Annotated in this window: 6 protein-coding genes; 4 read left to right on the top strand and 2 right to left on the bottom strand. The window is 66.1% G+C overall.

Annotated features, from left to right (window positions below; translation table 11 throughout):
- The 3 genes from MJD61_06460 to MJD61_06450 all read left to right on the top strand — a co-directional run.
- Nucleotides 1–203: transposase (locus MJD61_06460; protein ID MCG8554917.1), on the top strand; the 203-nt coding region annotated here is incomplete at its 5' end.
- A 98-nt stretch (nucleotides 204–301) separates the two neighbouring features.
- Nucleotides 302–502, top strand: a complete 201-nt coding sequence (locus tag MJD61_06455) for a hypothetical protein (protein ID MCG8554916.1) — start codon at nucleotides 302–304, stop codon at nucleotides 500–502.
- 28 nt (nucleotides 503–530) lie between these two features.
- On the top strand, nucleotides 531–1,031 hold the full coding sequence (locus tag MJD61_06450) for an acetyltransferase (GenBank protein ID MCG8554915.1): 501 nt from the start codon (nucleotides 531–533) through the stop codon (nucleotides 1,029–1,031).
- Nucleotides 1,032–1,051: 20 nt separating this feature from the next.
- On the opposite strand, the gene MJD61_06445 is transcribed toward MJD61_06450, so the two are convergent.
- Nucleotides 1,052–1,801, bottom strand: coding sequence for a class I SAM-dependent methyltransferase (locus MJD61_06445; protein ID MCG8554914.1), 750 nt, complete (start codon nucleotides 1,799–1,801; stop codon nucleotides 1,052–1,054).
- Nucleotides 1,802–1,944: 143 nt separating this feature from the next.
- On the bottom strand, nucleotides 1,945–2,346 hold the full coding sequence (locus MJD61_06440; GenBank protein MCG8554913.1) for a hypothetical protein: 402 nt from the start codon (nucleotides 2,344–2,346) through the stop codon (nucleotides 1,945–1,947).
- A gap of 139 nt (nucleotides 2,347–2,485) precedes the next feature.
- Here MJD61_06440 and MJD61_06435 point away from each other — a divergent pair, with 139 nt between their 5' ends.
- A complete protein-coding gene (locus tag MJD61_06435; protein ID MCG8554912.1) occupies nucleotides 2,486–3,955 on the top strand; it encodes a sigma-54 dependent transcriptional regulator in 1,470 nt (489 codons plus the stop codon).
- Nucleotides 3,956–3,970 lie beyond the last annotated feature (15 nt).

Here is a 3,970-nt window from a genome sequence, read left to right as displayed (position 1 = left end):
CGCTCCGCGAACGCAACCCGACCTTCGCCGTCGGACGCGGGCAACGCAGCGCCTTTTTCGAGGCGGTGGCGGCCGTGCGCGCCTTCCGCACGGCCTACCGCGCCGCGCTCGAAGCCTGGCGGCGAGGGATCCGCGAGGCGCAGTTTCCATACGGGACGTGGCTCATGTGCCATTTCCACGGAGCTGCCGCCGCGCCCGGCTAGCGGCCGTAGCGAGTCGCCTCCGATCCGAGCAGCACCCGACGGGACCTTCGCATGTCCTAGGGCAGCGCTGCACGTTCAGCGCTTGGGTTCGTGTACCTTTGCCGCGCTACTTCGTGCAGTGGGATTGGGAGCTGGACCCGACCGCGGCCGAGCCCTTTGGGCTGACGGTGGATGGCATCACCCAGGCGCTTGTAGACGCGGGGCTGCAGGTCGTCTCGGTCGGGACTGGATTCGATGTGCCGATCGAGGGCCAGCACATGCAGCCCGTGATGGGCGTCGGAAGGCGGGTCCGCGATTAGAGTTGGCGCGACAACGAAAAGCGCATCCATGATTCACCTTCGACCCGCGACTCCGCACGACCTCGATCTCCTTCAGCGTTGGGATTCGGCCCCGCACATCATCGCCTCGAAGGGCACCGAAGACTGGGGCTGGGAGCGCGAGCTCGTTCGCCGCCCCGACTGGCGTGAGCAGCTCATCGCTGAGGTTGAAGGTTCGCCCATTGGCTTCATCCAGATCATCGACCCGGCCCGCGAAGACAGCCGCTACTGGGGCGACTGCCCCACCGGGCTGCGCGCCATTGACATCTGGATCGGCGAGGAAGCGTTCCTCGGCCGCGGGCTCGGCACGGAGATGATGCGTCTGGCCATCGACCGCTGCTTCGCCGACCCGGCGGTGGGCGCCATCCTCATCGACCCGATGGCGTCCAACGACCGCGCGCGCCGCTTCTACGAGCGCCTCGGGTTTCGGTTCGTCGAGAACCGGAGCTTCGGTGACGATGACTGCGCAGTGTATCGGCTCGAGCGAGGCGACTGGCAGAAGTCGTTGTAGACGGTCGTCGGCCCGAGCAGTCAGCCTCGTCGTGCAACGAAGAACGTGTAGCCGTAGTGGTGCCCGCTGCGGCGGTGCATCGCGGGTTCCTTGGCGACCTCGTCAAGCGCCGCGAGAGCCTCGGCGTCGGCGGCATACTTCACCCGGAGCTTCTCGATCTGCCGCTCCATCGGCGAGTAGAAGTCGTCCCACCAGGCTTCGTCCGGCAAGTCGAAGTGTTCGACCAGCGACAGGCCATTCTCCCTGATGAGTGGCAAGACGTCCTCCACGCGACCCATCGTCGCGTAGTCGGCGAAGGCTTCGCGGACCTCGGGCGGCGCGTCTGTCGTTCGCCAAACCGCCTCCGTGAAGGCCAAGTAGCCGCCGGGCCTGAGAAAGCCGGCGCACACGGGCAGCGCCGCCGCGAGGCCCAAGTTGTACAGGGCGCCTTCCGACCACACGAGGTCGAAGCTCTCCGGCGGGAGGTCGAGCGCTGACATGTCGCCAACCCGTGCTTCAACACGCGCCGACAAGCCACGTTCATCGACCTTGGCGCGCAGGCGCTTGACCAGCGGCGCGTGGCTATCGACCGCAACGATTGTGCCTTTGGTCAGCGACGCGAGGTGAAGCGTCTGCGCGCCCGATCCGCAGCCCAGGTCCAGGATGCGCGGTGACGACGGCAGCTCAGTGCACAGCGCCAGGGCCCGTTGGGCACAGGCGAGGTTGCCCGGCCCCTGGCGCGGCAACGGTTCGAAGACCTCGAAGAAGATCTCTTCCGCGCGGGAGGTCATGGCGCCTGGCACCCTCCAGCTCGTACTGCCGATGACGTCATCGAGCCGTGCAAGCTAGACACGGCACGTCGTTCAATCAGGGCTCGCATCACATCGCAGATATTCCCCGAGAGCGGCACGCAGAGCAATGCTGAGCGTAGATCCTATCGCCGCCAAGGCATCACGCGGGCCCGGTTCACGGCGGCCTGCTTCTCGTGGTCGAGATCGCGGATGAGCCCATCCTTCGGGTCGAAGAAGCGCCCGAGGACGGTCGCGATGGTCTGCTGCTGAGACTCGACATGCGCCTTGAGTTGACGATCGATGTCGTCCAGCAGCGCCGAGCCCACGTCTTGGAGGCGTGCCTCCTGGGCCTGCGAGTGGGCGTTCGCCAGCGCCCGAAGCCCGATGGACCACGCGTCGTGGGCGAGCTGCTCCCGCTGGCGCTCCGACAGCTCGCCGAAGATGTGCACCGCGTCGGGGCGGGCATCTCGAATCTCGGCGGCGACGATGTCCGCGCTGGCGAGGACGTTGACGGTGAGCTGGGCTTCGTGGGCGGTGCTGGTCATGTCCCGGTCACTTTTCACGAGTCGTGCCAGCGCATGCCCTGGACGTGAAAGGCCGAAATCCAATGATTTTCAGACGTGCCCGCCGCAGAGACACAAGAAGTGTTGTGTTAGCGTAAACTTTTTTGTAGAGATCCGGGCCATGCGCCGGGTTCTCTTCGCCTGGGTCGGCAGGACCGACCTTCGAGCGCCTACGGAGAGCGACGCCGTGGGCGTGGGGCCGATCGCTCAAGCCCTCGATGCGAGGGAGTTTGACGACGTCCGGCTGCTCTCGGACTACGACCGCGAGCAGGTCGAGCCCTACCTCGAATGGCTGAAATCGCGGACCAAGGCGTCGGTCGCCGTCGTCTACGAACCCCTCAGCGGCCCGACGGAGTTCGGTGAGATCTACGAGGCGGCGGTGCGCGGCGTTCAGCAGCACGTCAGCGACCGGTCGGGAAACGTGCGCCTCACGTTCCACCTCAGCCCAGGGACGCCAGCGATGGCGGCCGTCTGGATCTTGCTCGGCAAGACCCGCTTCCCCGCTGAGTTGGTCGAGTCGTCGAGAGAGCACGGCCTGCGCACGGCATCCGTGCCCTTCGACATCTCGGCGGACTTCATCCCTGACCTGCTTCGCGAGCAGGACGAGCGGCTCCGACAGCGCAGCGCCGCCGCGCCACCGGATGCCCCCGAGTTCGCCGACATCATTCATCGCAGCCGCGTGATGGCCCGCCTGATCCAGCGAGCCCGCCGCGTAGCCGTCCGAAACGTTCCCGTCCTCATAGAAGGCGAATCGGGCACCGGCCAAGAGATGCTTGCTCGTGCAATTCATCGCGCCAGCTCGCGTCGCGACCGGGCCTTCGTGCCCGTCAACTGCGGCGCCATCCCCGGCAACCTGGTGGAGTCGGAGCTCTTCGGCCACGAGAAGGGAGCGTTCACTGGCGCGAACCAGGCGCGGAAGGGCTACTTCGAGGCCGCCGACGGCGGCACGCTATTCCTCGACGAGCTCGGAGAGCTTCCAGGGCCCGCACAGGTGAAGCTGCTCCGAGTCCTTCAAGAAGGCGAGGTCGTTCGCCTCGGTTCCACGAAGGCGGCCAGGGTGGACGTTCGGATCATCGCCGCCACCAATCGGACGCTCTCGGAGGAGATCGCTGCAGGCCGCTTCCGGGAGGACCTCTTCTACCGATTGGCGGTAGCCGTTCTCAAGATCCCGCCGCTCCGTGACCGCACCGGCGATCTGGGCATGCTGGTCGACCACCTGCTCGAGCAAGTCAACAAGGAGGCTACCGAGGAGTCCGGCTTCGAAGAGAAGAAACTTTCTGCCGGCGCAAGAAACCTTCTTCTCGCCCACCCCTGGCCAGGCAATGTTCGCGAGCTTCTCAACACGCTTCGGCGCGCCGTGATCTGGTCCGAGGGCGCCACGATCACCGCGGAAGACAGCCGCGAAGCGTTGCTGCCCGCGTCGTCATCCGCCAAGTCCGAAATCCTCGGGCGACCCTTGGGCGGCGGTAACTTCTCAAAAGGTGGTGGCGAGGAGAGGAGGGTAGGATCGCACAGGGTACAGAGCACTCAAGGAGCTTGGGCGCGGGCTTCGATGAGTGCGGGGAGAGCAGGGATACGGTTTTGGTTTTGAATCCGGTCGAGGAGG

The sequence above is a fragment of the Pseudomonadota bacterium genome, assembly GCA_022361155.1.
Taxonomy (GTDB): domain Bacteria; phylum Myxococcota_A; class Polyangia; order Polyangiales; family JAKSBK01; genus JAKSBK01.
Note: the sequence above shows the minus strand (reverse complement) of the source record. Positions and strands in the feature narration are given on the sequence as shown.

Coding starts and splice junctions, on each gene's coding strand:
- MJD61_06450 (MCG8554915.1), top strand. CDS start 531: ATGATTCACCTTCGACCCGCGACTCCGCACGACCTCGATCTCCTTCAG.
- MJD61_06445 (MCG8554914.1), bottom strand. CDS start 1,801: ATGACCTCCCGCGCGGAAGAGATCTTCTTCGAGGTCTTCGAACCGTTG.
- MJD61_06440 (MCG8554913.1), bottom strand. CDS start 2,346: ATGACCAGCACCGCCCACGAAGCCCAGCTCACCGTCAACGTCCTCGCC.
- MJD61_06435 (MCG8554912.1), top strand. CDS start 2,486: ATGCGCCGGGTTCTCTTCGCCTGGGTCGGCAGGACCGACCTTCGAGCG.